This window comes from Variovorax sp. KK3 (assembly GCF_001984055.1).
Lineage (GTDB): Bacteria > Pseudomonadota > Gammaproteobacteria > Burkholderiales > Burkholderiaceae_C > Variovorax.
Map to the genome: position 1 here is coordinate 1 of NZ_LYVO01000068.1, position 26604 is coordinate 26604.

22 protein-coding genes are annotated in these 26604 nt (G+C 68.2%); 13 read left to right on the forward strand and 9 right to left on the reverse strand.

Features of this window, described 5'->3' with window-relative positions:
• Window positions 1-129: 129 nt before the first annotated feature.
• Window positions 130-1035 (reverse strand): LysR family transcriptional regulator, encoded by a 906-nt coding sequence (locus B0W80_RS25665; protein ID WP_256856688.1) that lies wholly within the window; start codon window positions 1033-1035, stop codon window positions 130-132.
• 139 nt (window positions 1036-1174) lie between these two features.
• Between B0W80_RS25665 and B0W80_RS25670 the strand changes: the two genes are divergently transcribed.
• The 9 genes from B0W80_RS25670 to B0W80_RS25710 all read left to right on the forward strand — a co-directional run bounded on the left by B0W80_RS25670 (window position 1175) and on the right by B0W80_RS25710 (window position 12961).
• Window positions 1175-2662, forward strand: a complete 1488-nt coding sequence (locus tag B0W80_RS25670) for an ABC transporter substrate-binding protein (protein ID WP_077001992.1) — start codon at window positions 1175-1177, stop codon at window positions 2660-2662.
• Window positions 2663-2676: 14 nt separating this feature from the next.
• Window positions 2677-4083, forward strand: coding sequence for an amidohydrolase family protein (locus tag B0W80_RS25675; protein ID WP_077001993.1), 1407 nt, complete (start codon window positions 2677-2679; stop codon window positions 4081-4083).
• The gene (locus tag B0W80_RS25680; protein WP_077001994.1) at window positions 4080-5024 is read left to right on the forward strand and encodes an ABC transporter permease; all 945 of its coding nucleotides are present in this window, start codon (window positions 4080-4082) and stop codon (window positions 5022-5024) included. Before B0W80_RS25675 ends, B0W80_RS25680 begins: the two co-directional genes overlap by 4 nt.
• Window positions 5021-6991, forward strand: coding sequence for a dipeptide/oligopeptide/nickel ABC transporter permease/ATP-binding protein (locus B0W80_RS25685; protein ID WP_083745642.1), 1971 nt, complete (start codon window positions 5021-5023; stop codon window positions 6989-6991). The genes B0W80_RS25680 and B0W80_RS25685 overlap by 4 nt, the downstream gene beginning before the upstream one ends.
• Complete coding sequence (locus tag B0W80_RS25690; RefSeq protein ID WP_077001995.1) at window positions 6988-7998, forward strand: ABC transporter ATP-binding protein; 1011 nt, start codon at window positions 6988-6990, stop codon at window positions 7996-7998. The genes B0W80_RS25685 and B0W80_RS25690 overlap by 4 nt, the downstream gene beginning before the upstream one ends.
• Window positions 7995-9380: an amidohydrolase family protein gene (locus tag B0W80_RS25695; protein ID WP_077001996.1), complete on the forward strand. Its 1386-nt coding sequence runs from the start codon at window positions 7995-7997 to the stop codon at window positions 9378-9380. The genes B0W80_RS25690 and B0W80_RS25695 overlap by 4 nt, the downstream gene beginning before the upstream one ends.
• A gap of 31 nt (window positions 9381-9411) precedes the next feature.
• A complete protein-coding gene (locus B0W80_RS25700) occupies window positions 9412-10833 on the forward strand; it encodes an amidohydrolase family protein (protein ID WP_077001997.1) in 1422 nt (473 codons plus the stop codon).
• Window positions 10830-11834, forward strand: coding sequence for a tripartite tricarboxylate transporter substrate binding protein (locus tag B0W80_RS25705; protein WP_143684786.1), 1005 nt, complete (start codon window positions 10830-10832; stop codon window positions 11832-11834). The genes B0W80_RS25700 and B0W80_RS25705 overlap by 4 nt, the downstream gene beginning before the upstream one ends.
• 140 nt (window positions 11835-11974) lie before the next feature.
• Window positions 11975-12961: a quinone oxidoreductase gene (locus B0W80_RS25710; protein WP_077001998.1), complete on the forward strand. Its 987-nt coding sequence runs from the start codon at window positions 11975-11977 to the stop codon at window positions 12959-12961.
• Between the two features lie 94 nt (window positions 12962-13055).
• On the opposite strand, the gene B0W80_RS25715 is transcribed toward B0W80_RS25710, so the two are convergent.
• From B0W80_RS25715 to B0W80_RS25730, 4 genes are all read right to left on the reverse strand, one after another.
• Window positions 13056-14714, reverse strand: a complete 1659-nt coding sequence (locus tag B0W80_RS25715; protein ID WP_077001999.1) for a Na/Pi cotransporter family protein — start codon at window positions 14712-14714, stop codon at window positions 13056-13058.
• Between the two features lie 34 nt (window positions 14715-14748).
• Complete coding sequence (gene lspA / locus B0W80_RS25720; RefSeq protein ID WP_077002000.1) at window positions 14749-15267, reverse strand: signal peptidase II; 519 nt, start codon at window positions 15265-15267, stop codon at window positions 14749-14751.
• A complete protein-coding gene (ileS, locus tag B0W80_RS25725; protein WP_077002001.1) occupies window positions 15267-18110 on the reverse strand; it encodes an isoleucine--tRNA ligase in 2844 nt (947 codons plus the stop codon). The genes lspA and ileS overlap by 1 nt, the downstream gene beginning before the upstream one ends.
• A 121-nt stretch (window positions 18111-18231) precedes the next feature.
• On the reverse strand, window positions 18232-19269 hold the full coding sequence (locus tag B0W80_RS25730; protein ID WP_077002002.1) for a bifunctional riboflavin kinase/FAD synthetase: 1038 nt from the start codon (window positions 19267-19269) through the stop codon (window positions 18232-18234).
• 169 nt (window positions 19270-19438) lie between these two features.
• Between B0W80_RS25730 and B0W80_RS25735 the strand changes: the two genes are divergently transcribed.
• Complete coding sequence (locus B0W80_RS25735; RefSeq protein WP_077002003.1) at window positions 19439-19996, forward strand: HNH endonuclease; 558 nt, start codon at window positions 19439-19441, stop codon at window positions 19994-19996.
• Between the two features lie 6 nt (window positions 19997-20002).
• Here B0W80_RS25735 and B0W80_RS25740 read toward each other — a convergent pair whose 3' ends face one another.
• The 3 genes from B0W80_RS25740 to B0W80_RS25750 all read right to left on the reverse strand — a co-directional run bounded on the left by B0W80_RS25740 (window position 20003) and on the right by B0W80_RS25750 (window position 23796).
• The gene (locus B0W80_RS25740; protein ID WP_077002004.1) at window positions 20003-21382 is read right to left on the reverse strand and encodes an alpha/beta fold hydrolase; all 1380 of its coding nucleotides are present in this window, start codon (window positions 21380-21382) and stop codon (window positions 20003-20005) included.
• Between the two features lie 88 nt (window positions 21383-21470).
• Window positions 21471-22586: an acyl-CoA dehydrogenase family protein gene (locus tag B0W80_RS25745; RefSeq protein ID WP_077002005.1), complete on the reverse strand. Its 1116-nt coding sequence runs from the start codon at window positions 22584-22586 to the stop codon at window positions 21471-21473.
• Between the two features lie 28 nt (window positions 22587-22614).
• Window positions 22615-23796: an acyl-CoA dehydrogenase family protein gene (locus B0W80_RS25750; RefSeq protein ID WP_077002006.1), complete on the reverse strand. Its 1182-nt coding sequence runs from the start codon at window positions 23794-23796 to the stop codon at window positions 22615-22617.
• Window positions 23797-23948: 152 nt separating this feature from the next.
• Between B0W80_RS25750 and purN the strand changes: the two genes are divergently transcribed.
• The gene (gene purN, locus B0W80_RS25755; protein ID WP_077002007.1) at window positions 23949-24533 is read left to right on the forward strand and encodes a phosphoribosylglycinamide formyltransferase; all 585 of its coding nucleotides are present in this window, start codon (window positions 23949-23951) and stop codon (window positions 24531-24533) included.
• A gap of 59 nt (window positions 24534-24592) precedes the next feature.
• The gene (locus B0W80_RS25760; RefSeq protein WP_083745644.1) at window positions 24593-24898 is read left to right on the forward strand and encodes an I78 family peptidase inhibitor; all 306 of its coding nucleotides are present in this window, start codon (window positions 24593-24595) and stop codon (window positions 24896-24898) included.
• A gap of 32 nt (window positions 24899-24930) precedes the next feature.
• Here B0W80_RS25760 and B0W80_RS25765 read toward each other — a convergent pair whose 3' ends face one another.
• Complete coding sequence (locus B0W80_RS25765; protein ID WP_077002008.1) at window positions 24931-25176, reverse strand: DUF1653 domain-containing protein; 246 nt, start codon at window positions 25174-25176, stop codon at window positions 24931-24933.
• A gap of 49 nt (window positions 25177-25225) precedes the next feature.
• Here B0W80_RS25765 and B0W80_RS25770 point away from each other — a divergent pair, with 49 nt between their 5' ends.
• On the forward strand, window positions 25226-26497 hold the full coding sequence (locus B0W80_RS25770; protein WP_077002009.1) for an RsmB/NOP family class I SAM-dependent RNA methyltransferase: 1272 nt from the start codon (window positions 25226-25228) through the stop codon (window positions 26495-26497).
• Window positions 26498-26604: the final 107 nt, after the last annotated feature.

Sequence of the window (26604 nt, forward strand, 5' to 3'; positions counted from 1 at the left end):
GGCGCAAAGCGCCGACCGCCCCAGCAGGAGCCCGGGCCGCAGACCGCCTTCGGCGGCGCGCACGCACTCAACACGCACAGCACTCAGCACACATCACGCACATCACGCACATCACGCACATCACGCACATCACTCATCCTGCTCGAACGCCAACCGCCACTGACTGTCCACCGCAAAACTGTGCGCCAGAAAGTCGACGAACTCGCGCACCTTGGCCGACGGCTGCCGCGGCTGCGGGAACACCGCGTAAAGCGTGCGCGACTCGGGTGTCCACTCCGGCAGCACCGCTCGAAGGTTGCCCGCGGCGATGTCGTCCGCCACCAGGAAGGTGGGCAGCAGTCCGATGCCAGCGCCTTCGAGCAGCGACTCGCGCAGCACCAGGCTGTTGTTGCAGCGGCAGTTTCCAGCCACACGCACCGTGCGGTCCCCGCTGGCGGCGGTGACGTGCCATTCGTCCGGCAGCTGCCCGCGGTTGTAGACCATGCAGTTGTGCCGCTTGAGTTCTTGCGGCGTCGCCGGCTCGCCGTGCCGCGCCAGGTAGGCAGGTGAGGCCACCATCGCGCGCGCCATGCGGCCGATGGGCCGCGCGCCGCGCATCGGTTCGCGGTCGTTGCCGGCGATGAGGATCGACACGTCGAAGCCGGCCTCGGCCGGGTCGACGAAGTAGTCGTTGAGCGTCAGCTCCAGCTTGACCTCCGGGAAGCGCGCCAGAAAGTCCGCGATGCTGCGCCCCAGGTGGGCCGACCCCAGCGACACCGGCGCCCGCGCCTTCAGCAGGCCGCGCGGCGTCGGGTGCAGCTGGCCGGCGGTCTTCTCGGCTTCCTCGATGTCGTCGAGGATGCGGATGCAGCTCGCGTAGTAGGTGCGGCCCGCCTCGGTGAGGCTGATGCGCCGCGTGGTGCGCGCCAGCAGCGGCGTGCCCACGTGGGTTTCGAGCGCCGCGACGTATTTGCTCACCGAGCCCGCGGACATCGCGAGCTCTTCTGCCGCATCGCTGAAGCTGTGGCGCTCCACCACCTTCCGGAACACGGCCATGCAGGTCAGTCGGTCCAAACTCTTTCCAATCTCGAAAGTGATTTTTCTCAGTCGAGATGTTTATGCCCGATAAGGAAACTGTCAACATGCCGACATAGAGCAACAACAGGCCCTCCCCACGGGGCCGCGAGGAAAAACGATGAGCCTGCGCACGCGCACCCTGCATCTCGTCATCGCGATGGGCCTGGCCTGCGGCCTCGGCGTCGCGGCCGCCGCGCCCAGCGGCACCTTGCGATTCGGCACCAACCAGCAGCTGGACGACTGGGAGACGCTCACCAAGGCCAACAGCACCTACACCTCGCTGGTCTACGAAGGCCTGGCCGAGATGGCGCCCGACGGCGTGACGATCGTGCCGCGGCTGGCCACGGCCTGGAAGGAGAGCCCGACCAAGGTCGAGATCACGCTGCGCCAGGGCGTCACCTTCCACGACGGCACGCCCTTCGATGCCGCCGCGGTGGTGAAGAACCTCGAACGCGTGCGCGACACGCCCGGCCAATGGCGCGGCGTGATGGACGGCGTGGACAAGTTCGTCGCCGTTTCGCCCACGCAGGTCGACGTGCTGCTCAAGCGGCCGTCGCCCAACCTGCTGCCCAACCTCGCGCGCCGCGGCGCTTTCATGGTCTCGCCCAAGGCGTTGGAAAGCGGCAGCTGGAAGACCGCGCCTGTCGGCACCGGGCCGTGGAAGCTCGAGGCCAAGGACGTGGTCAAGGGCCTGCGCCAAGTGGTGAGCTACTACGACGGCTACTACGCACCCGACAAGGTCGGCGTGGCCCGCATCGAAGTGACCTACATCAACGACCCCGACAGCCTCTACAACGCATTGCGCACCGGCCAGGTCGATATCGTGTGGACCAACGCCTCCATCGCCACCCGGGCCGAGCGCGAGAACATGAAGGTGAGCTGGTTCCCCTCGGTGCTCTGGCACCTGCAGATGATGGACACGGCCAAGACCTTCAACAGCACCAAGCTGCGCCAGGCGGTGTGCCATGCGATGAACCCGCAGGACTACATCGACGCCCAGCTCGGCGGCCGCGGCAAGATCCACACGCAGCGCGTGCGACAGGGCGTTCCGGGCTACGACGCGTCGATCAAGGGCTACCCCTACGACCTCGCGAAGGCGAAGCAGCTCATGGCCGAGCTGGGCAACCCCAAGCCGCAGATCACCCTCGCGAGCTTCGACAACCAGCGCACCATCGCCGAGCTGTTCAAGAGCCAGATGGCGCAGATCGGCATCGAGGTCAAGCTCGACCTGATGACCTTCGGCCAGTTCTTCAGCACCTTCCGCAGCGGCAAGTACGCCGCCGCCATCCTGACCGACTCGCAGGACACCGGCCCCTACGACTACTACCTCTATCACTTCGCCACCAACGGCGCCGGCAATCCGCTCGGGACCTCGTTCCCCGGCGTGGAGGCCGCCGTGAAGGAAGCGCTGGCCGCCGACGATCCGAAGGCCCAGAACGCCGCCTGGCAGAAGATGCTCAAGGTGGTGAACGACGAGGCGCTGGACTGCGGCTTCTTCGACTACGCCGCCTACTGGGCCTACAACCCCAAGAAGATCTCGAAGGTGGTGTCCACCATCGGCGACGTGGCGGTGTTCCGCTACACCGACGTGCAACTCGCCCGCTGAAGAAGGAAGGCCGCATGACCGCCTCCTTCGACTACACCGGCCACGGCACCGGCACCAGCCTCCTGATCGAGGGCGCCACCATCGTCAGCATGGACCCGCAGGTCGGCGACCTCGCTCGCGGCGACGTGCTGGTGCAGGGCGCGCGCATCGCCGCCGTCGGCCCCGCGCTCGAAGCGCCGGCCGGCGCCGAGCGCATCGATGCCGAGGGCATGATCCTCATCCCCGGCCTCATCGATTCGCACACCCACATGTGGCAGGCGCCGCTCAAGGGCCTGGGCGCGGGCCTGTGGGGCGCGGCCGACTACAGCCGGCACGTGTTTCCGCTGCGCGAGAAGTTCTCGGCGCTCGACATGCACGAGGCCACCTTCGCGTGCGGCGTCGAGATGCTCGACAACGGCATCACCACGGTGCTGGACTTCTGCCACAACGTGATGACGCCGGCCCATGCGGAGCAGTCGATCGCGGCGCACCGCCGCACCGGCCAGCGCATCCTGTTCGACTACGGCATGCTCGGCGCCTTCGACACGCTGGCGGCCGAGCATGGCTGGCGCCTGGCGCAGATCCGCGACCTGGCCGGCGGCATGGAGCCGGGCGGGCTGCTGCGCCTGGGCATCGCGCTGGGCTCGCTCGAATACGCCGGGCTGGACCTGGTGCGCACCGAGATCGAGCTGGGCCGCGAACTGGGGCTGCCGATGAGCTTTCACCAGAACCCGCCCGGCCAGATCTTCGCGCTGCACGAGGCCGGCCTGCTCCGCGGCGACCTGTTGCCGGTGCATGCCAACGTGGCGACCGACCACGAACTGTCGCTGCTCGCGGCGCACGGCTGCGGCATCTCGTTCACGGTCGAGGGCGAGTTCGGCGGCGGCCGGCCGATGAGCATCATCAGCCGAGCGCACCGCGCCGGCGTGACGCCTAGCCTGGGCGTGGACATTCCGTCCCGCGTGGCGCTGGACCTCTTCGCCCAGATGCGCCTGACCTTCCAGGTGCTGCGCAACGAAGAAGCCACGGTCGAGCGCATCGCCGGCCGCTGGCCGCTGGCGCGCCGCCCCGGCACGCCGCATGCACAGCCGCGCCACATGCTGCAGTACACCACCGTCAACGCCGCCCGCGCGCTCGGCCTGGGCGACGAGATCGGCCGCATCGCGCCCGGCCTGCGCGCCGACCTGGTGCTGCTGCGCACCGGCCCGTACGGCATGTCGCTGGGCGACCCCGCGGCGCACGTGGCGCTGCAGAGCTGCGCGGCCGACGTCGACACGGTGCTCGTCGACGGCCGCGTGCGCAAGCGGCATGGCCGGCTGCTCGATCTCGACCCGGCAGAGGCGGCGGCCGCGACCCGGCGGGTGCGCGAACGCGTGCTCGGGCCGGCGCATGCGGCGCAAGCGGACCAGGCGGGCCAGGCGGACCGGGCGGTGAGCGCATGAGGCAACTGGTCCTCGCGCGGCTGGCGGCGGTGCTGCCGATCCTGTTCGCGGTCTCGCTCTTCACCTTCGTGCTGACGCGGCTGACGTCGACCGACCCGGTCAGCCAGATCCTGGGCCCGGGCGCTTCTGTGGCCGACCGGGCCGAGTACGCGCGCGGCCTGGGGCTCGATCGTCCGCTCGCCGAGCAGTTCCTGGCCTGGATCGCCGGCGCGCTGCGCGGCGACCTGGGCCAATCGCTCTACACCAGCCTGCCGGTCGCGTCGTCGATGGCCGACGCGGTGGGCGTGACCCTCTCGCTCGCGCTGGCCGGCATGCTGCTCGCGCTGCTGCTCGGCCTGCCGCTGGGCATCGCTGCCGCGGTGCGCCACGGCTCCTGGGCCGACCGGGCGCTGACCCTGCTGGCCTCGCTGGGGCTGGCGGTGCCCAGCATCTGGCTGGCACTGCTGCTGTCGCTGGCCTTCGCGGTGGAACTGCAGTGGTTCGACGTGGTGGGCTACACGCCTTTTTCCGACAGCCCGTTGCAGTGGGCACGCGGCCTGGTGCTGCCGGCCGTGGCGCTGAGCGTGCACACCGCGGCGGTGATCGCGCGCCAGATGCGCAGCGCGATGATCGAGGTGCTGCAGTCGGCCTACGTGCATGCGCTGCGAGCGCGCGGGCTGTCGCCGCACGCCATCGTCTGGCGCTACGCCATCCGCAATGCGATGGTGCCGGTGCTCAGCGTGATCGCGATCCAGATGTCGGTGCTGGTCGGCGCGAGCATCGCGATCGAGCGGATCTTCGCGGTGCCCGCGCTCGGCACGCTGCTGATCGACAGTGTCGTGCGCGGGGACTTCCCCATGCTGCAGGGCGCCGTCGTCGTCATCGCACTCATCGTGCTGGCGGTCAATCTGGTGGCCGACATCGGCTACGGGCTGATCAATCCCAAGGTGCGCATCCATTGAACACCACCACCGCCCCCGCCGAGACGCTGTCTGCCATGGCCGCCCCGCCCATCGCCGCCAATGACGAATCCGCGCGCCGCGCCCGACTGCTGCCGCGGCTGAAGGCGCTGGCACGGCCCTTCGTGCTGCTGCCCGCTGCCTGGCTGCTCCTGCTGGTGGTCTGTGCGCTGGCGGCACCGCTCGTGGCGCCGTACGACCCCTTCCATCCGGACCTCAAGCACCGGCTGGAAGCGCCGAGCGCGCTCTATTGGCTCGGCACCGACGACCTGGGCCGCGACACGCTGTCGCGCCTGGTGTTCGGTGCCCGCACCGCGCTGCTGGCGTCGCTCGAGAGCGTGGCCATCGGCGCCGCGCTCGGCATCGGCATCGGGCTCGCGGCCGGCTACCTGGGCGGCTGGCTCGACCGCATCGCGATGCGCCTGGCCGACGTGATGCAGTCCATTCCCGCGGTGCTGCTGGCGCTGGCCCTGATCGGCGTGTTCGGCAAGGGGCTGACCAACGCGATGCTCGCGGTCGGTCTGATCTTCTCGGTCAGCTTCATGCGCATCACCCGCGCGGTGGTGCTGGCCGAGCGCGAACGGCTCTACGTGGATGCGGCGCGCGTGCTGGGGCTCGGTCCGTTCGCGATCATGCTGCGCCAGGTGCTGCCCAACGTGGCCGGGCCGCTGGTGGTGCAGGGCTCCATCGCGTTGGGCACCGCCCTGCTGATCGAGGCCATGTTGAGCTTCCTGGGCGTGGGCGCCGACAGCACGCAGGTGAGCTGGGGCGCGATGCTGGAAACCGCGCGCCAGTTCCAGAGCGAGCAGCCGTTTCTGCCGGTACTGCCGGGCGTGGCGATCACGCTGACGGTGCTGTCCTTCAACCTGCTCGGCGATGCGCTTCGTGACAGCCTGCTGCCGGGCGGGCCGAGGGTAGCCCGGCGCGCGGCGGCCGTGCCCGCCGCGCCGCGCTTCGAAGCCGCCGCCGACGCGGAACCGCTGCCGGCCGACACGCTGCTGCGGGTGAGCCACCTCACGGTGCGCCTGCAGGGCCCGCAAGGCGAGGCCGAACTGCTCAGCGACGTGTCGCTGCACCTTCGCCGCGGCGAGGTGCTGGGCTTGGTGGGCGAATCGGGCTGCGGCAAGTCGATCACCGCGGCCGCCGTCATCGGCCTGCTTCCGCCGGCCGCGCGCGTGGCGGCGGGCTCGGTGCGGCTGGGCCATACCGAGCTGGTGGGCATGAAGGAGTCGCTGGCGCGGCAGGTGCGCGGACGCCGCATCGGCATGGTGTTCCAGGACGCGGCCGCGGCCCTGTCGCCGGTGCATACCGTCGGCCGGCAACTCGTTGACGCGGTGCGTGCCCACAGCGCCCTCGATGCGAAGCAGGCGCGTGCGCGCGCCGTCGCGTTGCTCGAGATGGTGGGCGTGCCCGACGCCGAACGGCGCCTCGACGACTACCCGCACCAGTTCTCCGGCGGCATGGCACAGCGCGTGGTGATCGCCGGCGCCCTGGCCTGCGAGCCCGAGCTGCTCATCGCCGACGAGCCGACCACCGCGCTCGACGTGACCATCCAGGCCCAGGTGCTGGACTTGCTGATGGACCTGCGCCAGCGCCTCGGCATGTCGATCTTGCTGATCACGCACGACCTGGGCGTGGTGGCCGATGCCTGCGACCGCGTCGCCGTGATGTATGCGGGCCAGATGGTCGAAACGGGCCCGGTGCGCGAGGTGCTCGCGCACCCGCGCCACCCGTACACCGCGGCGTTGCTGGCGGCGATGCCGCGGAGCGGCGCCGGCACCGCGCTCGCCACCATCCCGGGCCGCGTGCCGCCGGCCTGGGCCTGGCCGGCGGGCTGCCGCTTCCATCCGCGTTGCCCGCACGCGGTCGAGGCCTGTGCGGCCGCGCCGGTGGCGCTGGCAGGCGGCGTGCGGTGCATCCGCGTCGAGGCGCTCGCGGCGCAGCAGGCAGAAGCGAGGGTGCTGCCATGACGACCGGCCCGCTGCTGAGCGTCGAGAACCTGTCGGTGGAATTCCACCTGCGCCACGGCATGTTCGGCCGGGCGCGCACGCTTTCGGCGGTGCGCGACGTGAGCTTCACCATCGAGGCCGGCCAGACCTTCGGGCTGGTCGGCGAGTCCGGCTCGGGCAAGAGCACGATCGGCCGCGCGATCCTGCGGCTGGCGCCGGCCACGGCGGGCCGTGTGCGCTTCGACGGCGAAGACGTCACCGCCTTCGGCCCGCGGACGCCGCTGCACTACCGGCGCGACGTGCAGGTCGTGTTCCAGGATCCGATGTCGTCGTTGAATCCGCGCCAGACGGTCGGAGAGACCATCGAGCAGGCCATCCGCCGGCATCGCCCGATGGATGCGGCGGCCAGCCGCCGCGAGGTGGCGCGCATCGTCGACAGCGTGGGCCTGGCGGCCTACCACGCGCAGCGTCATCCGCACGAGCTGTCGGGCGGGCAGCGGCAGCGCGTGGCCATCGCGCGGGCACTGGCGGTGCAGCCGCGGCTCATCGTCTGCGACGAGCCGGTGAGCGCGCTGGACCTGAGCACGCAGGCGCAGGTCATCAACCTGCTGGTCGACCTGCAGCACGAGTTCGGGCTGAGCTACCTATTCATCGCGCACAACCTCGACGTGGTGCGCCATGTGAGCCACCGCATCGGCGTGCTCTACCTGGGTCGGCTCGTGGAGACCGGGCCGGCGGCGGACGTGCATGCTGCGCCGCGCCATCCCTACACGCGCATGCTGGTGGCCTCCACGCTGGTGGCCGATCCGCAGCTGCAGGCCGAGCGCTCGCGCGAGCGCCGTCTCCAGGTGCGCGGCGAACTGCCCAGCCCGCTGGCGCCACCGCCGGGCTGTGCCTTCCACACCCGCTGCCGCTGGGCCGACGAAGGCTGCCGACAGCGCATGCCCGAGCTGGAAGCTATCGACGGCGAGAGCCGCGCGGCCTGCATCCGGCTGGCGGAGATCGAAGCGGAGGAGCTCGCTGCATGAACGCATTCCGTACACCCGGCACGTCAGATGCCGCGTTGCTGATCCGCGGCGCCACGGTGCTCAGCATGGACCCGGTGCTGGGCGACCTCGAAGGCGTCGACGTGCGCATCGAAGGCCATCGCATCGCGGCCGTCGGGCCGGCGCTCGACGTGACCGGCGCCGAATGCATCGACGCGCACGGGATGATCCTGATCCCGGGCCTGATCGACTCCCACACCCACCTCTGGCAGGGCCCGCTGAAGGGCCTGGGCGCGGGCATGTGGGGCATGGGCGACTACAACCGCCACATCTTCCCGCTGCGTGAGCGCTTCGGTGCCCAGGACGTGGGCGATGCCACCTTCGCCACCGGCGTGGAGATGCTCGACAACGGCATTACCGCCGTGCTCGACTTCTGCCACAACGTGATGACGCCCGCGCACGCCGAGGCCGGGTTGCAGGCCCACGTCCGCACCGGTCAGCGGGTGCTGTTCGGCTACGGCATGCTGGGCCGCTTCGACACGCTGGCTGCAGACCACGTGTGGCGCCTGGCGCAGGTGCGCGCGCTGGCACGCGAATGGCGCGGCGCCGATGCGCCCGTGCGCCTGGGCCTGGCGCTGGCCTCGCTGGAATTCGCAGGGCTGGAGATGGTGGCTTCCGAGATCGCGCTGGCACGCGAACTTGGCTTGCCGATGAGCTTTCACCAGAACGTCGCCGGACAGATCCACGAGCTTCACGGCGCCGGCCTGCTGGGCGCCGACATGCTGCCCGTGCACTGCAACCCGATCCTCGACGAGGAACTGGCACTGCTCGCGCAGCACGGCTGCGGCATTTCCTTCACGCCCGAGAGCGAGGTGGGCGACGGCCGGTCGACCAGCGTGATCGCCCGTGCCCACCGGGCCGGCGTGACGCCCAGCCTCGGCGTGGACGTGCCCTCGCGCGTGGCGCTCGACCTGTTCTCGCAGATGCGCTTCACCTTCCTGCTGATGCGGGCCGAGGAGGCCGAACGCGAGCGCGCGAGCGGGCGCTGGCCGCTCGCGCGCTACCCGGGCACACCCTTCATCCAGCCGCGCGACCTGCTGGCCTATGCCACCGTGAACGCGGCGCGCGGGCTGGGGCTGGGCGATGAACTGGGGCGCATCGCGCCGGGCTGTCTGGCCGACTTGGTGCTGCTGCGCGCCGGCCGCTTCAGTCCCTCGCTGGGCGACCCCGCCGCGCACGTCGTGCTGCAGGCCAACGTGGGCGACGTCGACACCGTGATCGTCGGTGGCCGCGTGAGAAAGCGCGGCGGCGTGCTCGTCGACGGCGTTCACGAACAAGCCGTGGATGCCACCCGGCGCGTGCGCGAACGGCTGTTCGGAACCACGACGACTGCGATGCATGCGACGTCTGCGACGCTTTCATGACCCCTTCATTCAACCAACCTGATTTCGAGACATGACCCGAACCCTGATCCAGAACGCCTGCGTGATTTCCATGGACCCGGCCGTGGGCGACTTCGACGAGGCCGACATCCTGATCGAAGGCGAAAAGATTCTCGCCGTCGGTCCCAAGCTGCAGGTCGACGCGGCCGAGGTGGTGGACGGCCGCGGCCGCATCGTCACGCCCGGCTTGGTCAATGCGCACATCCACACCTGGGAATACCAGCTGCGCGGCATCGGCAGCGACTGGGTGGGCAGCCGCGACTACCACGCCAACATGCACAAGAACCTCGCGACGCGCTACGGCGTGCGCGACGTCTACCTGGGCAACCTGCTCGGTTCGCTCAACCAGCTGCGCAACGGCACCACCACCATCGTCGACTGGTGCCACATCCTGCGCGATGCCGAGATGACCGACGTGGCCATCGACGCGCTGGAGGAGTCGGGTATCCGCGCCGTGTTCGCGCGCGGCACCGTGAAGCCGCCGGAGCGGCCCAACGAAGTGCCGTACCACAAGAAGCCGTTTCCGCGCGAGGAGATCCACCGCCTGCGCACCGGCCGCCTGGCCTCGGACGATCGCCGCGTGACGTTGGCGATGGCGATCCTCGGGCCGGATTGGGGCGAGTACGACGTGGCCGCGCACGACATCCGGCTGGCGCGCGAATACGGCCTGATCAACTCCGCCCACACCTACGGCCGCAAGGGAAAACGGGTGGTGGAGGACGGCTATCCGCGGCTCGCGGCCGAGGGCCTGCTGGGCCCGGACCACAACATCGGGCACGGGAACTGCTTCGACGATGCCGAACTGAAGATCGTGCTCGACGCGGGCTGCACCATCACCGCGACCAACCTCACCGAGATGCTGAACTACGAACAGCCCGCCATGCTCGGCCGGCTGGTGAAGCACGGCGCCACGCCCTCGATCGGCACCGACTGCGATCCGTACTTCAACAGCTCGATGCTGTGGGTGATGCGCCATGCCTTCCTGCACCAGCGCGAGCTGGACAACCGCAGCCTCTATGCCGAAGGCCAGTGGCCGGCGAAGACGCAGCATTCGACGCTGACCCGCGACGCGCTCTACTGGGCCACCATGGGCGGCGCCAAGGCGTTCGGGCTGGACGGCAAGACCGGCTCCATCACGCCCGGCAAGCAGGCCGACCTCGTGATGTTCGACACGCGTGGCCTCAACATCTTTCCGGCCATGCCCGGTGGAAACCCGGCCCACGTGGTCGTGATGTACGCCGAAACTTCGGACATCGAGAACGTCATGGTCGCGGGCCGCTTCGTCAAGCGCGACGGGCGCCTCAGCTTCGACGCGGACCGCCTGGCGCGGCTGAACGAGGAACTGCTGGCTTCGCGCATGCGCATGTTCGAAGAAGGCAACTATGTGTCCCGGCCCGTGGAACGCGGGCCCCAGCCGGAGCGCTTCGTCCTATGAATACATCGCGTCTGCGTCGCCTGGCCGCCACCGCGCTGGTGGCGGCACCACTGCTGCTGTTCGCTGCAATGCCTGCGGCCGCCCAGGGCAGTGCGGCGGCGGGCTGGCCGAACAAGCCGGTGCGCATCATCCACGGCTTTACCTCGGGCGGGCCGGTGGATGCGTTGGCGCGGCTCGTGGCCGCCCAGTTCCCGGAGCAGTTCGGGCAGCAGGCGGTGGTGGAGGGCAAGGCGGGCGCCGGCGGGACCATCGGCGCGAACTACGTCGCCAAGGCCGAGCCGGACGGCTACACGTTGTTCCTCATGGCCTCGGGCCATTCGGCGGCGCCGGGGCTGTACAAGTCGCTGCCCTTCGATGCGGTCAACGACTTCACGATGATCTCGATGGTGGCGCGCAGCCCCTTCGCCATCATCGCCGGCCCGGGCGCGAAGGCCGGCAGCATCCAGGAACTCGTGGCCCAGGCCAAGGCCCAGCCCAACAGCATCGACTACGGCTCGGGCGGCACCGGCAGCGGCATGCACCTGGCGGCGGTGCTTTTCCAGGCGCGCAGCGGCGTGCAGTTCACCCACGTGCCGTACAAGGGCGGCAGCGCGCCGGCGCTGGCGGTGATCGGCGGCGAGGTGCCGATCATCTTCACGTCGCTCGCGGGCATGTCGGCGCACATCGAGAGCGGCAAGGTCAAGCCGCTGGCCGTGACCTCGCGCACGCGCTTCGCGGCCTTCCCCGATGTGCCGACGGTGGCCGAGACCGTGCTGCCCGACTTCGACGTCAGCGCCTGGTATGCCTTGGCCGGGCCGAAGAACCTGCCGCCGGCCATCGTCGCGAAGCTCAACGACATGGTGCAGGCGACGCTGCGCCGTCCCGAGATCGTGCAGTCCCTGAAGCTGCAGGCGGCCGAGCCCTGGCCCACCAGCGCACGCGAGGCACAGGCTTTTCTGGCGACCGACGTGGCGCGCTGGACCAAGGTGGTGCGCGACGAGAACATCGCGCCGCCGAACTAGCCCGGAGCCGGCAGGGAGAGGCTGAAGGACACCGTCGTGCCGTAACGCGCGGCCTGAATCCGCGGTCCTCTGCGCGGTATCGCGCATGTGTCTACGATGTGCGCTCTTTCGCCATCGCAACGCACAGCAAAGGACATCCCATGCGCAGCCAAGCCGTTCGCATCGACCGCCCCGGCGGTCCCGAGGAACTGAAGATCGTCGAGGTGGAGGTCGGGGAGCCCGGCCCGGGCGAGATCCGCATCCGGCACCACGCGGTGGGCCTGAACTTCATCGACACCTACCAGCGCAGCGGGCTCTATCCGTTTCCGATGCCGCTGAACCTCGGCATGGAGGCCGCGGGTGTGGTCGAGGCGGTGGGCGAAGGCGTCACGCACCTGAAGGCCGGCGACCGCGCAGCCTATGCCAGCCAGCCGCCGGGCGCCTACAGCGAGCTGCGGGTGATGCCGGCGAAGAACGTCTGCAAGCTGCCCGACGCCATCTCCTTCGAGACCGGCGCGGCCATGATGCTCAAGGGCATGACCACGCAGTACCTGCTGAAGAAGACGCTGCCTGCCGAGGGCCTGGAGAAAGGCGACTTCATCCTGTTCCATGCCGCCGCCGGCGGCGTGGGCCTGATCGCCTGCCAGTGGGCCAAGGCGCTGGGCCTGAAGCTGATCGGCACCGCCGGCACCGATGCCAAGTGCCAGCTGGCGCTGGAGCACGGCGCGGCGCACGCGATCAACTACAGCACGGAGAACTTCGCCGCGCGGGTGAAGGAGATCACCGGCGGCCAGGGCGTGAAGGTGGTCTACGACTCGGTGGGCAAGGACACCTTCGAGGGCTCGCTCGACTGCCTGCGGCCGTTCGGCCTGCTGGCCATCTTCGGCAACGGATCGGGGCCGGTGCCGGCATTCAACCTGGGGCTGCTGGCATCGAAGGGGTCGCTCTACGTGACCCGGCCCACGTTGTTCTCGCACATGGCCAGCCGCGAGCGCACGCAGGCGATGGCAGACGATCTGTTCGCGGTGGTCGAGAGCGGTGCAGTGAAGATCCCGATCGCGCAGAGGTACAAGCTTGCCGACGTGCAGCAGGCTCACCGCGACCTGGAGGCGCGCAAGACGACGGGGTGCACGATCCTCACGCTGTAAGCGGAATCAGGACGGCGCCGGGCTGCCCCAAGGCGGCCTGTGCCCCTTCGGGGGCAGCGAGTAGACGACGTGACGGAGCGTGAGGGTCGACAGTTCACTCGATCGGGCTGAGGCGCGAGTCGCGCATGCGTGTGCGCGACAGCGCGCCGGCCGAGTCGAGGATCGGGTACGCGATCGAGCAGATGTGCGAGTTGATGCGCTTCAAGTCGCTGATCAGGTCGATGTGCAGCGAGCTGGTTTCGATGCTCGAGGTGGTGCGCTCCGTCAGCCGTTCGAGGTGCGTGGTCGCGTAGGTGCGTTCGAGGTCGCGGAACCGGGCTTTCTCTTCGAGCAGCCGCTGCGCGTCGCGCACGTTGGCGTTGAGGAACACGCTCATCGACAGCCGCAGGTTGGCGACCAGCCGCTCGTGCATCTCGACGATCTCGCGCATGCCGGCATCGGAGAAGCTGCGCTGCTTCTTGATCTTCTTGTCTTCGACGTCGATGATGATCCGCTCGATGATGTCGCCGATCTGCTCCATGTTGATGGTGAAGCTGATGATGTCGGTCCAGCGGCGGCTTTCTTCCTCGCCGAGCGCCTCGCGCGAGATCTTGGTGAGGTAGTACTTGATGGCCGAGTAGAGCTCGTCCACCGTGTCGTCCATCTTGCGCAGCTCGGCGGCCATGCGCAGATCGTTGTCGCGGATGACCTTCAGCATGCCGATCAGCATGGTCTCGACGATGTCGGCCTGGTGCAGCGCCTCGCGCGCGGCGTTGGAGATGGCCAGCGTGGGCGTCGACAGCGCCGACGGGTCGAGGTGCTGTGGACGCTGCATGGCCAGCGGCTCGGCCGGTACCGGCAACAGTTGCTTGACGAGCTTCGCGACCCAATCCGTCAGGCCGATGAAGCCGATGCTGATCACCAGGTTGAAAGCCAGGTGGAACAGCACCACCAACTGGGTGGGGTCGGAGACGTACGGCCGCACCTCGCGCAGATAGAAGCCGACGAAGGGCGCTACGATCGCCACGCCCAGCAGCTTGAAAAACAGGTTGCCGACCGTGACCTGCCGCACCGGGACGGCAGACTTGGCGGTGGTCAGCACGGCCAGCAGGCCGCTGCCCAGGTTGGCGCCCAGCACCAGGCCCAGGGCGACGTCCATCGGCACGACGTTGGAGCTGGCCATGGCGGCCACCAGCAGCACGACGGCGAGGCTGGAGTATGCGGCGATGGCGAGCACGGCGCCGATAGTGATCTCGAGCAGCACGTCGCTGCCGAGCGAGGCCAGCAGCTCGAGCACCGGCGGCGAGGAGAAGAGCGGCCCGGTGGCCTGCACCACCAGCTGCAGCGCCAGCAGCATCAGGCCCAGGCCGATGAGCACCCGGCCGATGCGCCCGGCCGGCGTCGAGCCGCGCGAGATGAAGAGCACCACGCCCGAGAAGATGAAGAGCGGTGACAGCCACGACAGGTCGGCCGAGAACAGCACCGACATCAGCGCCGTGCCCACGTCGGCACCGCGCATCACCGCAAGAGCGGCGGGCAATGCCACCAGACCTTGGCCGACGAAGGACGACGTCATCAGCGAGGTGGCGGTGCTGGACTGAACGAGGGCCGTGACGCCGATGCCCGAGAGCGCTGCCGTGAAGCGATTGCGCATGCTGTGCACCAGGATCTTGCGCAGGTTGGCGCCGAAGACGCGCAGCACGCCGGTGCGAACGAGATGGGTTCCCCATACCAGCAGCGCGATGGCCGCCAGCAGATTCAACAGGTGCTTCATTGGATGACGAAGACTATACGCCCCGTCATCCGCCTCACACCTTCTCGGTCACACGGGCGCGGCGCACGCGCAACAGCTCGTCGAGGATCAGGCAGACCGCGCCCACCGTGATCGCGCTGTCGGCGAGATTGAAGGCAGGGAAGTGGCGCCCGCCCAGGTGGAAGTCGAGGAAGTCGACCACGTAGCCATGCATCATGCGGTCGACCACGTTGCCGATGGCGCCGCCCAGGATGCAGGCCATCGAGAAGGAAAAAAGCTTCTGGCCGACGTGCGAGCGCAGCATCCAGACGATGAACACCGCCGCGCCCACGCCGATGGCGGTGAAGAACCAGCGCTGCCAGCCCGCTGCATCGGCCAGGAAGGAGAAGGCGGCGCCGGTGTTGTGGGCGCGCACGATGTTGAAGAAGCTGGCGATGTAGGTGGCATCGCCCAGCTGGTAGTGGTCGAGGATCAGCGATTTGGTGATCTGGTCGAGCACCACCAGCACCAGGGCCAGCGCCAGCCAGGGCCAGATGCCGGCGCGCGGCGTGGCGAGCGAGCGGGTCTCGGCCATCACGCAGCGCTCCTGGGCTCGCCGGCGCCGAACAGGTTGCTGGTGCAGCGGCCGCACAAGCCCGGATGCGAGGGGTCGTGGCCCACGTCGTCGCGCCAGTGCCAGCAGCGCTCGCACTTCACGGCGGTGCTGGGCGCGACCTGCGCCGACAGCGCCTCGCCCTGGGCCAGCGTGATCGCGGAGGTGATGAAGACGAACTTCAAGTCGTCACCCAGCGAAGCCAGCAGCGAATGGTCTTCGGCCGGCACGGCCAGCGCCACGTTGGCCTGCAGCGAAGAGCCGAGCCGGCCGGCAGCGCGCACGGTCTCGATCTCCTTGTTGACCAGGTCGCGGATCTCGCGGATGCGCGACCACTTGGCCAGCAGCGCCTCGTCGGGCTGGCCCAGGTCGCAGTAGACCTGGGTGAAGATCGACTGGCCGTCGCCGCAGAACTTCCAGGCCTCTTCGGCCGTGAAGCTCAGGAACGGCGCCATCCAGCGCAGCATGGCCTGGGTGATGTGCCACAGCGCGGTCTGCGCGCTGCGGCGCGCGCGCGAGCCGGGGGCGGTGGTGTAGAGGCGGTCCTTCAGGATGTCGAGGTAGAAGGCACCGAGGTCTTCCGAGCAATACACCTGCAGCTTGGACACCACCGGGTGGAACTCGTACACCTTGTAGTGGGCCAGGATCTCGGCCTGGAACTGCGAGGCGCGCGAGAGCGCGTAGCGGTCGATCTCGAGCAGCTCGCCCAGCGGCACCGCGTCCTTCGCGATGTCGAAGTCGCTGGTGTTGGCCAGCAGGAAGCGCAGCGTGTTGCGGATGCGGCGATAAGCGTCGACCACGCGCGCGAGGATCTTGTCGTCGCCGGCGATGTCGCCCGAGTAGTCGCTGGCCGCCACCCACAAGCGGATGATCTCGGCGCCCAGCTTCTTGTTGACCTCTTGCGGCTCGATGCCGTTGCCGAGCGACTTGCTCATCTTGCGGCCCTGGCTGTCGACGGTGAAGCCGTGCGTCAGCAGGCCCTTGTAGGGTGCGCGGCCGTAGAGGGCGCAGGCCAGCAGCAGCGAGGAATGGAACCAGCCGCGGTGCTGGTCGTGGCCTTCGAGGTAAAGGTCGGCCTCGGGGCCGGAGTCATGGTGCACGTTGGGGTGGGTGCCGCGCAGCACGTGCGAGAAGGTCGAGCCGGAGTCGAACCACACTTCGAGGATGTCGGTGCTCTTGGTGTAGCTCGGTGCGTCTTCGGCGCCCAGGATTTCTTCGGCGGTGACGCGGCTCCAGGCTTCGATGCCGCCCTGCTCGACGATGCCGGCGGCCTGGTCGAGGATGTCCATGGTGCGCGGATGCAGCTCGCCCGTGTCCTTGTGCAGGAAGAAGGGTATCGGCACCCCCCAGCTGCGCTGGCGGCTGATGCACCAGTCGGGCCGGTTGGCGATCATGTCGTGCAAGCGGGTCTTGCCGTTCTCGGGGTAGAAGCTCGTGTCCTCGATGGCGTCGAGCGCCATCTGCCGCAGCGTCTTGGGCGCCTTGTCCTTGGTGAACACGCCTTCGCCTTCGTCCATGCGCACGAACCATTGGGCCGCGGCGCGGTAGATCACGGGCGACTTGTGGCGCCAGCAGTGCGGGTAGCTGTGGGTGATGGTGTCGGTGGTCAGCAGGCGGTCGGCGTCGCGCAGGGCCTGGATGATGTGGGGCACCGCCTTCCAGATGTGCTCGCCGCCGAAGAGCGGAAAGTCGGCCGCGTAGGCGCCGTTGCCTTGCACCGGGTTCAGGATGTCGTCGTAGGCCAACCCGTGCGACACGCAGGAGTTGAAGTCGTCCAGGCCGTAGGCGGGCGAGGAATGGACGACGCCGGTGCCGTCTTCGGCCGTGGCGTAGTCGGCCAGGTACACCGGCGACAGGCGACGGTAGCCCGCATCCACGTCGTACAGCGGATGCTCGAATTCCAGGCCGCCGAGCTTCTCGCCCTTGACCGTGGCCAGTACCTTGCCGTCGAGTGCGTAGCGGTTCATGCACATCTCGACCAGCGAGGCGGCCAGGATCAACAGGCCGCGATCGGTGTCGACCAGCGCGTAGTCGAGCTCGGGGTTCAGGTTGAGGGCCTGGTTGGCCGGGATGGTCCAGGCGGTGGTGGTCCAGATGACGGCGAAGGCGTCCGTGGGCAGCGATGGCAGGCCGAAGGCCGCTGCCAGTTTTGCAGGGTCGTGCGCCTTGAAGGCCACGTCGACCGTGTTCGACTTCTTGTCCGCGTACTCGATCTCGAACTCGGCCAGCGACGAGCCGCAGTCGAAGCACCAGTACACCGGCTTGAGGCCGCGGTAGACGAAGCCGCGCTCGATGACGCGCTTGAAGGCACGCAGCTCGCCGGCCTCGTTGGCGAAATCCATCGTCTTGTAGGGATGGTCCCATTCGCCGAGCACGCCCAGCCGCTGGAAGTCGACCATCTGCTGCGCGATCTGCTCGGTGGCGTAGGCGCGGCTCTTGGCCTGCATCTCGTCGCGCCCCAGGTTGCGGCCGTGCTTCTTCTCGATCGCGTTTTCGATCGGCAGGCCGTGGCAGTCCCAGCCGGGCACGTAGAGCGCGTCGTAGCCCTCGAGCTGGCGCGCCTTCGTGATCATGTCCTTCAGGATCTTGTTGACCGCGTGGCCCATGTGGATCTGGCCATTGGCGTAGGGCGGGCCATCGTGCAGGATGAACTTGGGCGCGCCGTGGCGGGCGAGCCGCAAGCGGTGGTAGCGGCCTTCGTCGTTCCATTCCTTGACCCAGCCCGGCTCGCGCTTGGGCAGGTCGCCCCGCATCGGAAACGGGGTGTCGGGCAGGTTGAGGGTGGCGCGGTAGTCGGTGGCGGTGGGGGCGGCGTCAGCAGACATGATGGAGTTCGAAACAGGGCTTCGACAGGCTCGGCCCGAGTCCTTGGAAAAGGCGTCGGCGCAAGGGAAAAAAGCCGTCCGCCCTGAGCTTGCAGAAGGGCGGAAGCGCGGGCGGGCCCGGCTAAATTCGATCGCGCGTGGTCTGGCGACGGGTCTCGGCGTGGCTGGATGCAAAGAATGCACGCGCGTCGCGGCCATCCTTGGCGATGCCCGCCGTCAGGGCCTCGAGGCTCGTGTAGCGCAATTCGTCGTGCAGTTTGTGCAGCAGTTCCACCCGGACGAGTTTACCGTAGGCCCCCTCGGGGCCCAGGTGGGCGGGCCAATCGAGGCAATGGGTTTCGAGCAGCACGCGGCCGCCGTTCACGTCGTTGGCGTCGAGCGAAGGGCGCACGCCCAGATTCGCGACGCCGTGCAGCGGCAGGTCGTCCAGCCCGTGCACCAGCACCGCGAAGATGCCGCTGGCCGCCGGCTTCCAGTGCTTGAAGCGCAGGTTGAGGGTGCGGAACCCGTCGTCGCGCCCCGGTGCCGTGGCGCCCAGTGCGCGGCCCAACTTGCGGCCGTGCACCACGTGGCCGGAGATCGCGTAAGGCCGGCCGAGCAGGGCCTGCGCGTCGACCATGCGGCCCTCGGCCAGCGCGTCGCGCACGGCCGAGCTGGACACCCGGAGGCCGTGGACCTCGTAGCTGTTCATCCGCGCGACGTCGAAACCATGCGTGTCGCCGGCCGCGTCGAGCATCGCGTAGTCGCCTGCACGCCTGGCACCGAAACGGAAGTCGTCGCCCACGAGCACGTAGCGCACGCCCAGGCCTTCGATGAGGACGTGACGGATGAATTCCTCCGGCGTCTGCGAGGCGAGCCGCGCGTCGAAGGGCAGCACGATGGTCTGGTTGACGCCGCAGGCCGCGAGCGCGCCGAGCTTGTCGCGCAAGGTGCCGATGCGCGCGGGCGCGAGCTCGGGCCGCTTGGTGAGCTGGGCGAAATAGTCGCGCGGATGCGGCTCGAAGGTGAGCACGCAGCTGGGCAGCCCGCGTTGGCGCGCTTCGGTATTGAGCAAACCCAGCATGGCCTGGTGGCCACGATGGACGCCATCGAAATTGCCGATGGTCAGGGCGCAGGCCGGAGCCACGCCCGGATGCCTGAAACCCCGGAAGACCTGCATCGTTCGATATCTTTTCGATAGCACTCCGGCCCGCCGAATGGGCTCACGGAGGGCTTTTTGTCACAAAGCCGGTATATTGTGACGCAGTACGTCGCGCGTCGGCTTCGACCGGTGCCCGTTGTCCTGGTCTTTCCGTGGTTCTTCTTCCTTTTACTGTGAGGAGGCGTGTGTGAAGGTCTTGAAGCTCTCGGCCCAAGGGCTGCCCCAGTCGTGGATATCGCTGGAACAGGCGGTGATCCACTACGCGGCGGACGAGGTGCGCTGGGAGGTGGGCGCGCAGGTCGCGGTGTTCCGCGGCGGGCACAACGCTGTCACCGGCAGGCAGTCGCAGATCGCGATCAACAGCATCATCGGCACCAAGGGCGTGCCGCGTATCAACCCCTTCGCGCTGCGCCCGGGCCTGACCAACAGCAAGCTCTTTGCGCGCGACCGCAACATCTGCGCCTACTGCGGCGGTCATTTTCACGAGGAAGACCTCACGCGCGAGCACATCATCCCCTTCGCCCAGAACGGCGTCGACAGCTGGATGAACGTGGTCACGGCCTGCAAGCCCTGCAACCACCGCAAGAGCAGCCGCACGCCCGAGCAGGCCAACATGGCGCTGCTGTATGCGCCCTACGTGCCCTCGCTGTGGGAGGACTTCATTCTGCGCAACCGCCGCATCCTGGCGGACCAGATGGAGTTCTTGATGGCGCACCTGCCGCACAACTCGCGGCTGCACGCATAGGCGTAGTCAGTAGCTCAGCTCGAGCACGCTGAGTTCGCCCGCGCCGGCCGGCCAGGTCCGGCCCACCACGCGTTCGCCGTTGAATTCGCCGACAACGCTGCGCGGCGCCTCGTCCGTCAGCCTGAGCTTCGCGCTCGACACGCCGGCACCCGTCGGAGGCACGCCGGGCAGCTCGGCCCGGCCGTCGAGGCGCATGGTGTCGCGCTGCACATCGAAGTAGCCGCGTGGTCGGGTGAAGATCACGAGCGCCTTGGCATCACGGTCCGATTCGACCATTCGCTCGGGTCGCAGTTGAACGACCGCGCTGGACCGCGGGAAGGGGGTTCGATAGATGTGAGTCGTGGCGTAGCCCGGCGCGCTCAGCACGAATTCGTAAGCCGTGGCTGGCTGGGCCTGGAACGGGCCCCATCGGCCGTCCTGCGCGATGGTCTGTTCCCAGGCGGCCTGCCCACGTCGGGCACCGGTCGACGCGTCGACGGCGAAGACGGCCAGACGCGCGCCCACCAGCGGCAGGTTGTTGACGAAGCTGCCGCTGGCGGCATCGTGCGAATCGAGGCCGAGGCCCGTGACGCGTCCCGACAGCACGATCTTGTCTTCCGGCAACGGCTGCAGCGTGCGGGGCGCCGCACCCGTCAGGAAGCGCCAGGTCGCATCGAACGCAGCCGGTGAGAAAGAGGTCTCGCGATGGTCGATGCGCGGCAACGCGAGGTTGGTCGCGCCCTTGAGCGCCGGGCCATCGAAGCCGATGTTCGTGGCCGTGCCCTTGGCGCCGATCCACAGGCCGTCTGGCTGGGCGTATTTGTCGTTGTTGTCGGAGCGGATGGTCTGCCACTTCACGCCGGGCGTGACCTCGTCGCCGGCCGCGTTCTTGGGTGCGTTGAGCTTCTGGATGAAGGGGCTTAGGCCCGAGAACTCGCTGCCTTCGCGCAGCCCCTTCACCGCCCAGATGCCGTGGGCCGGGTTGCCACCGAGCACCACGTGGCTCACGAACTGGTCGCCACCGCCGTTTTGCACGTAGTTGCGGATGGTGTTGCCGCCACGCGAATTGCCGAGCAGGATCACCTTGCGCGCGCCGGTCAGTTTCAACACGCGATCGACCTCGGCTTTGAGGAACGTCATCGATTCGGCGGTGGAACTGCGCCCGGGCTGGGCTGCGCCGTCGTCGTCGCGTGCCAAAGGGAAAGGCTGGTCGACGGTGAACAGCCGCTCGCGCGGCCAGCCGTTCGATTCGAAGCGCCAGAGCGTGGTTTGCCACAGCGCCGCCGAGTCGCCGTTGCCGTGCATGAAGACGATCGGCGGCCGATCGTCGAGGGAGGGCACGGAGCTGCAGGCGGCGAGCATGGTCGTGGCGAGGCTGAAGGCGATCAGGTGTCGGCGAGTGTGCATGACCAGGTATGGGCGCGATGAAAAAAGCGCCCGCCGGCTCGAGGCTGGCGGGCGCCGCGTGCGGTCGCAAAGATACCAGCGCGGGCCGTCAGGCGAACACCCCGGCGCTGTCCTGCATGCGCGACGAGACTTCGCCCAGGTGGTGGAGCGTGTCGCCGAACACCATCTCCAGCTGCGTCAACTTCCGGAAGTAGTGGCTGCCGGCGTACTCGTCCGTCACGCCGATGCCGCCGTGCAACTGCACCGACTGCTGGCCCACGAAGCGCATCGACACGCCGAGCTGGTACTTGGCGCGGGCCACTGCCTGGCGCCGCTCGGCGGCCGGCGCATTGAGCTTCAGCGTCGCGTAGTAGCTCATCGACCGGGCCAGCTCCAATTGCATCTTCATGTCGGCCACGCGGTGGCGCAACGCCTGGAAGCTCGCGATGGTGGTGTTGAACTGTTTGCGCGTATTCATGTACTCGACGGTCAGCGCCAGCGTCTTGTCCATCGCGCCCACGCCCTCGGCGCAGGCGGCGGCGATGCCGATGTCGACCGCATGCTCGAGCGCGGGCAGGCCGTCCTCGGCGATCAGCGTGGCGGCCGCGTCGTGAAACACCACTTCGGCCGCGCGGCTGCCGTCTTGTGTGCCATAGCCGCGCGCGGCCACGCCGTCTTCGGAGCGCGGCACCAGGAAGAGGGCGATACGGCCGTCGAGCTGCGCGGGGACGATGAAGGCATCGGCCTCGTCGCCGGCCGGCACCAGGCTCTTGGTGCCGCGCAAGCGATAGGTATCGCCATCCTTCGTCGCCTTCGCCTCGCACACGTCGAGCCGGTAACGTGCCTTGCGCTCTTGGTAAGCCAACACCACCATGGCCTGGCCACCGGCAATGCGCGGCAGCCAGTCGGCCCGTGTGTCTTCGTCGGCGTGGCTAGCAAGCGCGGCGCCGGCGATCAGGGATTGGGCCAAGGGCTCGAGCACGATGCCCCGGCCGAGCTCTTCCATCACCACCATGCCTTCGACCGGGCCCATGCCGAGGCCGCCGTCGTCCTCGGGGATGAAGAGGCCGCCGAGGCCCAATTCGGCCAGTTCGTCCCAGGCCTCGCGCGAGAAGCCACCGGCGGCCTCGATGGCGCGGCGGCGCTCGAAGCCGTAGCCCTTCTCGACCCACCGGGCGACTGCGTCGCGAAGCTGCTGCTGGTCGTCGCTGAAATTGAAGTCCATCGTCTCGTTCCTTGCTGCTGTGTGGCGCTCAACCGAGGACGGTCTGAGCGACGATGTTGCGCTGCACTTCGTTGCTGCCGCCGTAGATGGTGGTCTTGCGCATATTGAAGTAGGTGCTGGCGAGCGGCGCCAGTTCGGGATGGCCGCCGGGGAAGTCGCCTTGCCAGCCTGCAGCCATGGCTTCGCGGACCAATGGCAGCGCGAAAGGGCCGCCGGCCAGCATCATGAGCTCGGAGTAGCGCTGCTGGATCTCGCTGCCCTTGATCTTCAACAGGCCGGCGATGTCGAGCGAGTTCTTGCCCGAGGTGGCTGCGGACAGCACGCGCAGCACGAGCATTTCGAGCGCGACCACGTCGACTTCGAGCTTGGCGATCTCGTCGCGGAAACGCGCGTCGTCCCAGACGTCCTCGCTTTTCGCGATGCGCTTCAGGCGTTCGAGTTCGCGCTTGGCGCGGTTCACGTCGGCGATGTTGGTGCGCTCGTGCGAGAGCAGGTGCTTGGCGTAGGTCCAGCCCTTGTTCTCCTCGCCGATCAGGTTCTCCGCGGGCACCTCGACGTTGTCGAAGAAGACTTCGTTGACCTCGTGGCCGCCGTCCAAGAGCTTGATCGGACGCACCGTCACGCCAGGCGACTTCATGTCGATCAGCAGGAAGCTGATGCCGGTCTGGGGCTTGCCTTCGTTGCTGGTGCGCACCAGGCAGAAGATCCACTCGCCGTACTGGCCGAGCGTGGTCCAGGTTTTCTGGCCGTTGACGATGTACTTGTCGCCCTGGCGTTCGGCGCGGGTCTTCAGCGATGCCAGGTCGGAGCCCGAGCCCGGCTCGCTGTAGCCCTGGCTCCACCAGACCTCGCCACTCGCGATGCCGGGCAGGAAGCGTTTGTGCTGCTCGGCGTTGCCGAAGGCCTGAATCACCGGGGCCACCATCACCGGGCCGAAGGGCACGATGCGCGGGGCGCCGGCGAGTGCGGTTTCTTCCTCGAACAGATGCCGTTGCACGGCGGTCCAGCCCGGGCCGCCGAATTCGACCGGCCAGCCGTAGCCAAGCCAGCCCTTCTTGCCGAGGATCTTGGCCCAGCGCTGCAGATCGTCTCGCGTCAGCTCGAGGGCGTGGTGCACCTTGTGGGAAATGTCTTGGGGAAGGTTGTCCTTGACCCATGCGCGAATCTCTTCGCGGAACTTCTGTTCTTCGGGCGTGAAGCTCAAATCCATGCGTGCCTCGCTGTGTTGGTCGTGCGCCGCGGCAGGCGGCGCGTCGGTCGGTCGTCGAAACCGATGGGTTTTAGCACGGTCGTGCTTGTTTGCGGTGTCCGCGCGGCGACAAAGCGAGGGGGTGGAAACGAGCACAGATAATCCCGCCTCCCATGAAGAACATCGTGATCCTGATTTCCGGCAGCGGCTCCAACATGGCCGCCATCGTGCGCGCCGCGGAGCGCGAGCAATGGGCGCGGCGCTTCAATGCACGCGTGGTGGCGGTAATCAGCAACAAGGCGGACGCGGCGGGCGTGGCACTCGCGCAGTCGCAGGGGTTGGCGACCGCTGTCGTGCCGCATTCGGACTATGCGAGCCGTGAGGCCTTCGACGCGGCGCTGGCCGATGCGGTGGATGCGCACGCGCCGGCGCTGGTGGTGCTGGCGGGCTTCATGCGCATCCTCACGCCGTGGTTCGTGGCGCGCTATCAGGGTCGCCTGCTCAACATTCACCCCTCGCTGCTGCCGGCTTTTCCCGGTTTGCACACGCACCGGCGTGCGATCGAAGCGGGGTGTCGGATTGCCGGGGTCACGGTGCATCAAGTGACGACGGAACTCGATCACGGCCCGATCCTGGCGCAGGCCGCGGTGCCGGTGCTGCCGGACGACACGCCTGACAGCTTGGCAGCCCGTGTGCTGGCGCAGGAACATCGGGTGTATCCGCAGGCGATCGCCAACTGGCTAGGAGAAACAGAATGACAAGGTTCGTGTCTCGAGAACGGGCCCTGAACGCGGCGTTACGGACTTCGCACTTGACCATGGCCTTCTTGTTGCTGGCCGGCTGCACTGCGTCCGGGCGGCCGCCCGCGAGCAACTCGCCGGTGGCGTCCCCGCCGACCGTCGCAGCGCCGGAGCCGGCGCGGGCCTGCGATGCGGACAAGGCCAAGTTCGCAGTGGGCCAGGTGGTCACTTCGCAGCTGGAAGCGACGGCCCGAACGCGTGCTGGCGCGTCGAGTGTTCGCACACTCAGGCCCGACCAGGTCGTCACGCTCGATTTCAATTCGAGTCGGTTGAACCTTGTGGTGGATGCCCGCAATCAAGTGACCGCTGTTCGCTGCGGATGAGTCGCGACGCGGCGCCGCCTCTGCCGGTGCGGTCAGTCGATGCGGGTGAAGCGCGGCTGCGGACGCCCGTCGATGTCGACCGTTTCACCGAACATGGCCGCAGGCCGCACCCACAAGCCGCGCGCGCCGTACTCTGCGCGGTAGAGCGTCATGGGTTCCAACGTTTCGCTGTGGCGTGCGGTTCCCAGCACTTCGTACTCGCCGCCTTTGTAGTGGCGGTAGCGGCCGGGCGGGGTTTCGATCAGGGGCGGCAGGTCGTCGTCGGTCGGAGGGGTCATGGATGACGATTGTGCGGGGCGTGGGTGGGCGCGCTGAGACAATCGGGCGATGCATCCCCGAGCCCTTCTCGAGGCCTGCGCCGAACTGGTCGGCCTGGCCCTCAAATTCGAACATCCCGCCGATCAGGTCGTGTCCCGCTACTTCCGCGAGCATCGCTCGCTCGGGCCGCGCGAGCGAGCGACCCTGGCCGAGACCGTCTACAACGTGCTGCGCAAGAAGCTGCTGTTCGATCATTTTTCGCCATCGGGCAGCGGGCCGAAGGAACGCCGGATGGCCATCCTCGGCTTTCACGGCCCGCGTGATTTCCTGAAAAGCGCGCTGAGCGATGTGGAGAAGCGCTGGCTCGACCAGTGCGACGCCGTTCGTCAGGAAGATCTGCTGGAAAGGCACCGGCACAACCTGCCTGAATGGCTCGTGGCGCCCCTTAAGGCGCAGTTGGGTGGCGAATTCTGGGCATTGGCGACGAGTCTGCAGGAGCCTGCTCCGCTCGATTTGCGAGTCAATGCCCTGACCGACAAGCGCGCCGATGTGCAGAAAGAACTGGGTCTGGGTGGAATCAAGGCGACAGCCACGCCGTATTCGCCCTGGGGCTTGCGCACGGAAGGCAAACCCGCTCTGACTCGGCTGGATGCGTTCGCCCGCGGCGCCATCGAGGTGCAGGACGAGGGGTCTCAACTGCTCGCGCTGCTGCTGGACGCCAAGCGTGGCGAAATGGTGGTCGACTTCTGCGCGGGCGCCGGCGGCAAGACGCTGGCAATCGGCGCAACCATGCGCAGCACCGGCCGGCTCTATGCCTTCGACACATCGGCGCACAGGCTGGATGCGCTGAAGCCGCGGCTCGCGCGCAGCAAGCTATCGAACGTGCATCCGGCGGCTATCGCGCACGAGCGCGACGACCGCATCAAGCGCCTTGCCGGCAAGATCGACCGGGTTCTGGTGGACGCGCCCTGCTCGGGGCTGGGCACGCTGCGACGCAATCCGGATTTGAAATGGCGGCAAAGCCCGGCGGCGATCGAGGAGCTGAAGGCCAAGCAGACGGCGATCTTGCAAAGCGCGTCTAGGCTCGTGAAGCCGGGGGGGCGGCTGGTCTACGCCACCTGCAGCGTGTTGCCGGAAGAGAACGAGTCCATTGCTGAGGCCTTCGGCACCGACCATCCAGATTTCGTGTTACGGGATGTGGCGCCGTTGCTGGAAGGCCTCAAACTCGCCGATCCGGAGCGCCTGTGCGCTGGAGGGGAGGGCGGGGCGCGCTATCTGAGGCTTTGGCCGCACCGACATGGCACGGACGGCTTCTTCGCTGCGGTGTGGCAGCGGAAATAGGGCGAAACCCTCAAAGAGACGCGTTGACTCCTTTGGCCACAAGGATTTAACCCCTTTTTGAGAGGCCAACCTTTAAAATAGCGAGTTCCCTGAAGGCTGCACCTTCG

What these genes read in the sequence shown, in the direction of transcription:
- B0W80_RS25665 (WP_256856688.1), bottom strand. Translation starts at nt 1,035, where the DNA reads ATGGCCGTGTTCCGGAAGGTGGTGGAGCGCCACAGCTTCAGCGATGCG.
- B0W80_RS25740 (WP_077002004.1), bottom strand. Translation starts at nt 21,382, where the DNA reads ATGCACACTCGCCGACACCTGATCGCCTTCAGCCTCGCCACGACCATG.
- B0W80_RS25745 (WP_077002005.1), bottom strand. Translation starts at nt 22,586, where the DNA reads ATGGACTTCAATTTCAGCGACGACCAGCAGCAGCTTCGCGACGCAGTC.
- purN (WP_077002007.1), top strand. Translation starts at nt 23,949, where the DNA reads ATGAAGAACATCGTGATCCTGATTTCCGGCAGCGGCTCCAACATGGCC.
- B0W80_RS25770 (WP_077002009.1), top strand. Translation starts at nt 25,226, where the DNA reads ATGCATCCCCGAGCCCTTCTCGAGGCCTGCGCCGAACTGGTCGGCCTG.
- B0W80_RS25705 (WP_143684786.1), top strand. Translation starts at nt 10,830, where the DNA reads ATGAATACATCGCGTCTGCGTCGCCTGGCCGCCACCGCGCTGGTGGCG.
- B0W80_RS25765 (WP_077002008.1), bottom strand. Translation starts at nt 25,176, where the DNA reads ATGACCCCTCCGACCGACGACGACCTGCCGCCCCTGATCGAAACCCCG.
- B0W80_RS25675 (WP_077001993.1), top strand. Translation starts at nt 2,677, where the DNA reads ATGACCGCCTCCTTCGACTACACCGGCCACGGCACCGGCACCAGCCTC.
- B0W80_RS25670 (WP_077001992.1), top strand. Translation starts at nt 1,175, where the DNA reads ATGAGCCTGCGCACGCGCACCCTGCATCTCGTCATCGCGATGGGCCTG.
- B0W80_RS25710 (WP_077001998.1), top strand. Translation starts at nt 11,975, where the DNA reads ATGCGCAGCCAAGCCGTTCGCATCGACCGCCCCGGCGGTCCCGAGGAA.
- B0W80_RS25690 (WP_077001995.1), top strand. Translation starts at nt 6,988, where the DNA reads ATGACGACCGGCCCGCTGCTGAGCGTCGAGAACCTGTCGGTGGAATTC.
- B0W80_RS25695 (WP_077001996.1), top strand. Translation starts at nt 7,995, where the DNA reads ATGAACGCATTCCGTACACCCGGCACGTCAGATGCCGCGTTGCTGATC.
- B0W80_RS25760 (WP_083745644.1), top strand. Translation starts at nt 24,593, where the DNA reads ATGGCCTTCTTGTTGCTGGCCGGCTGCACTGCGTCCGGGCGGCCGCCC.
- B0W80_RS25680 (WP_077001994.1), top strand. Translation starts at nt 4,080, where the DNA reads ATGAGGCAACTGGTCCTCGCGCGGCTGGCGGCGGTGCTGCCGATCCTG.
- ileS (WP_077002001.1), bottom strand. Translation starts at nt 18,110, where the DNA reads ATGTCTGCTGACGCCGCCCCCACCGCCACCGACTACCGCGCCACCCTC.
- B0W80_RS25700 (WP_077001997.1), top strand. Translation starts at nt 9,412, where the DNA reads ATGACCCGAACCCTGATCCAGAACGCCTGCGTGATTTCCATGGACCCG.
- B0W80_RS25730 (WP_077002002.1), bottom strand. Translation starts at nt 19,269, where the DNA reads ATGCAGGTCTTCCGGGGTTTCAGGCATCCGGGCGTGGCTCCGGCCTGC.
- B0W80_RS25715 (WP_077001999.1), bottom strand. Translation starts at nt 14,714, where the DNA reads ATGAAGCACCTGTTGAATCTGCTGGCGGCCATCGCGCTGCTGGTATGG.
- B0W80_RS25750 (WP_077002006.1), bottom strand. Translation starts at nt 23,796, where the DNA reads ATGGATTTGAGCTTCACGCCCGAAGAACAGAAGTTCCGCGAAGAGATT.
- lspA (WP_077002000.1), bottom strand. Translation starts at nt 15,267, where the DNA reads ATGGCCGAGACCCGCTCGCTCGCCACGCCGCGCGCCGGCATCTGGCCC.